General features: G+C 62.3%; 4 protein-coding genes and 1 pseudogene. 1 reads left to right on the plus strand and 4 read right to left on the minus strand.

Features of this window, described 5'->3' with window-relative positions; all coding sequences use genetic code 11:
• Positions 1 to 45: 45 nt before the first annotated feature.
• The 4 genes from ABSB13_RS16920 to tnpA form a co-directional block, all read right to left on the minus strand.
• A complete protein-coding gene (locus ABSB13_RS16920; protein ID WP_428110520.1) occupies positions 46 to 645 on the minus strand; it encodes a plasmid pRiA4b ORF-3 family protein in 600 nt (199 codons plus the stop codon).
• Entirely contained in the window at positions 642 to 2,252 is a 1,611-nt protein-coding gene (gene tnpC, locus ABSB13_RS16925; RefSeq protein WP_428110525.1) for an IS66 family transposase, read from the minus strand. The genes ABSB13_RS16920 and tnpC overlap by 4 nt, the downstream gene beginning before the upstream one ends.
• 95 nt (positions 2,253 to 2,347) lie before the next feature.
• Entirely contained in the window at positions 2,348 to 2,695 is a 348-nt protein-coding gene (gene tnpB / locus ABSB13_RS16930) for an IS66 family insertion sequence element accessory protein TnpB (protein WP_428110522.1), read from the minus strand.
• The gene (gene tnpA / locus ABSB13_RS16935; protein ID WP_428110524.1) at positions 2,692 to 3,078 is read right to left on the minus strand and encodes an IS66-like element accessory protein TnpA; all 387 of its coding nucleotides are present in this window, start codon (positions 3,076 to 3,078) and stop codon (positions 2,692 to 2,694) included. Before tnpA ends, tnpB begins: the two co-directional genes overlap by 4 nt.
• A 59-nt stretch (positions 3,079 to 3,137) precedes the next feature.
• Here tnpA and ABSB13_RS16940 point away from each other — a divergent pair.
• A pseudogene (locus ABSB13_RS16940) lies at positions 3,138 to 3,245 on the plus strand (EAL domain-containing protein); the annotation flags it as partial.

Raw genomic sequence — 3,245 nt, forward strand, 5'->3', positions numbered from 1 at the left:
ACCAAGGTGCGCGTACATCCGTAAGCCTCCGGTGAGGACCGCGGTTTAGGCACGGCGCGGCCGCTTCACGACGGGTTTCCGCGACCATCGTTTTGCCAGCGTGGTGACTTCTTCGGCAAGCCAACCGGTATCGACAAGATTGGGATCGAAGTCGTCGGCAAGCCACTCTTTAAATTCGGCGTGGCGTTCGTGCTTTGGATTGCCGATGGCCTCAAGGAATTCGGCGTAGCCCCAGGGGCCTCCAATATCTTCAGGAGGGCAGCGTCCGCTCGCCTCGATTAGGCGCGGATAAAGTGCACCGGGTTCGGGATCGATGAGGCGCTCGACTTTGATTGTGTGCTCCCAGCCGTCGCCAAAATCGTAGAGGTACCTCAGCGTCTTGGTGCCAACATCCTCCAACACGTCACCGAGATTGGCCTTGCGGGCATCGAGCGGGCCATCACCCCAGTCGCGGTCTGGTATGCCCCATCCGACATCACGGGCGCGGATTTCGTAGAGATGCGTGTTGGTCCATCCCATCGCGGCCTGGATTGCCAGATGCAGGCGATCGAGGCGTATATTGAACGGCACCTCGATGCGGCGCAGGACCGCAGGCTTGACGTCGTCGAGCGTGATCTTGAGGCGGGCGATGGTGTCGGCACTCATGCCGCCACTTTACGATGCTCCATCTCGGCGGCCCAGTGCCATGGCAGAAGTTCAGGAAGCCTGCTCTGCGGGATGTCGGCGATGCGAGCGAGCACATCAGCCAGCCAGGCTTGCGGATCGACGTCATTGAGCTTTGCCGTCATGATCAACGTCGCCATGGCGGCTGCCCGGTCAGCGCCGCGTTCGGAACCGGCGAATAGCCAAGACTTTCGCCCTAGCGCAAATCCGCGAAGAGCGCGCTCTGCCGCATTGTTCGTGAGACAGATCCTGCCATCGTCGATGAAGCGAGCAAACCGGCCCCAACGCTTGAGCATGTAGTCGATCGGCTTGGTGACGGAGGCCGAGTGTGACAGACGGGATCGCTCCTCGCGCAACCATGCTTCCAGCAAGGCCAGAAGCGGCGCGCTTTGCTCCTGGCGTACGCGCAGGCGTTCTTCGGCGCTCAGCCCGTTGATGCCACGCTCGATGTCGAACAGCGCGTCTATGCGCTTGACCGCCTCCAACGCGATCGGCGAGATCGCCGCCGCCGTCTTTCCGCGCCGGGCATTGGCGGCAATATCGGCCAGCTCGAAGAACTGACGCCGCGCATGCGCCCAGCACAGTGCCGCCGTGATCGCTCCCGAAGCGCGCGAGGGATCGTAAAGCTCGTTATACCCGCTGTAGGCGTCGGCCTGCAGGATGCCGGTGAAGTCTCGAAGATGCCCCACCGGATGCTCATGCCTGCGATCGCGCGAGGCGTAATATAGGGCCGCCGGCGGCGCGGGACCGCCAAACGGCCGGTCGTCACGGACGTAGGTCCAGATGTAACCCGTGACCGTCTTGCCCTTGGCCAGAATCGGCACGGTCGTGTCGTCGCCATGCAGCCGCTCGGCAGCTAGGACGTGGCGCTCAATCAGTGCATGCAGCGGCTGCAGGATCGCCGTGCAGGCGCCGACCTGATCCGCCAGCGTCGACACGCTCAGATCGATGCCTTCGCGCCGGTATCGTTCGCTCTGGCGGTTCAGCGGCTGATGCTGGCCGAACTTCTCGAACAGGATCATGGCGAGCAGGTTCGGTCCGGCGAAGCCGCGCGGCGTTACGTGGAACGGCGCCGGTGGCTGGCTGATCTTCTCGCACTCTCGGCACGAGAACTTTTCCCGGACGGTTTGGATCACTTTCCACTGCCGCGGGATCACCTCCAGCGTCTCGGTGATATCCTCGCCCAGTTTCGACAGCTTCGCCGACCCGCAGCAGGGACAGATTTCCGGCGCGGCGATGACAACGCGCTCGCGCGGCAGATGATCGGGGAACCGCTTGCGCGAAGGCCGCCGGCGCTGGAACGACTGTACTGTCTGCGTTCGGGCCGCCGATTTCTCGGCCGCCAGCTCGTCCTCGGTCGCTGCCGCCTCCAAGTCTTCCAGCTGAAGTTCCATCTGCTCCAAGAGCCGCGCCTTGCGCTCCGAGCGCGTCCCATAGATTTCGCGCCGCAGCTTCTCGATCTCCAGCTTGAGATGGGCGATCAGCGCTTCACTGCTGGAAAGGTCCGCCTGGGCATTGGCCGCTTTGGCTTTGGCAGCCGCTGCATCAGCCTCGGCCATGACGCGCGCGTTACGCTCCGCCAGGATCATCGCATGAGCGGCGGCAAGATCGGATGGCAGCGATTCAAATTGCGATGTCACTCGGCGAGAGAATCATATTCGTCGGCAACGTCAAAGCAAAACCGTCACCCTACCGAGGTCGGGCGCCAGGTTTCCTGCGGATTTCGCCAATCGATTCCGGACAGCAAGTAACCGAGCTGGGCCGCGGAGATCGTTACCGCGCCATCCGCCGGGTTTGGCCACAAGAAGCGGCCCCGTTCCAATCGCTTCGCGAACAGGCAGGCTCCCTGGCCGTCATGCCAGATCACCTTCAAAAGATTGCCGCTGCGGCCACGAAAGCAAAACAGATGACCGCTCAGCGGATCGCGCCGCAGCACTTCCTGAACCTGCAGCGATAGGCTGGCAAAGCCCTTCCTCATGTCGGTGTGGCCGGTCGCCAGCCAAACCCGCACGCCGCTCGGCAGCGGGATCATGGCAGCGTTTCAAGCCCACGCATGATCCGCAGCAGCGTCTCCACGTCTACGTCACAATCGACAATAACGCGCCGGCCGTTCGCGATCATAATCTCGATTCGACGACAGCCCGTTCCGGTGCCCCTCTCGGGCTGCTCCGGCACCATCACCGCCGGCACGAAACCGGCAATGTCACCAAGCCGACCTTCGCGATACGCCTTGCGCCAGGCGAACAGCAGCTGGTTGGAAATCCCATGCCGTCGCGCCGTCGCCGATGCCAGCCGCGGAGCCGAAAAACTCTCCTCGACTATCCGCAGCTTTTCTGCAGTCGACCATCGACGCCGGCGACCCGTGTCAACAATTTCAAGGCGACTGATATGGCGAGTGTCAGTAAGGTCATCCATACCGACAATCAGCTACATGCCAAACAATTCGGCAAGACGGCCTACACCGGGTGGATACGATTGATGGGACTGTCATCGGTTTTGAAGCTCTTGTCCGCTGGCACCATCCGACTCGCGGCTTGATTCCACCTTCGGTTTTCATTCCGCTTGCTGAAGAAGGCGGTCTG

The sequence above is a fragment of the Binatus sp. (SeqCode) genome, from assembly GCF_050013435.1.
Lineage (GTDB): Bacteria > Desulfobacterota > Binatia > Binatales > Binataceae > Binatus.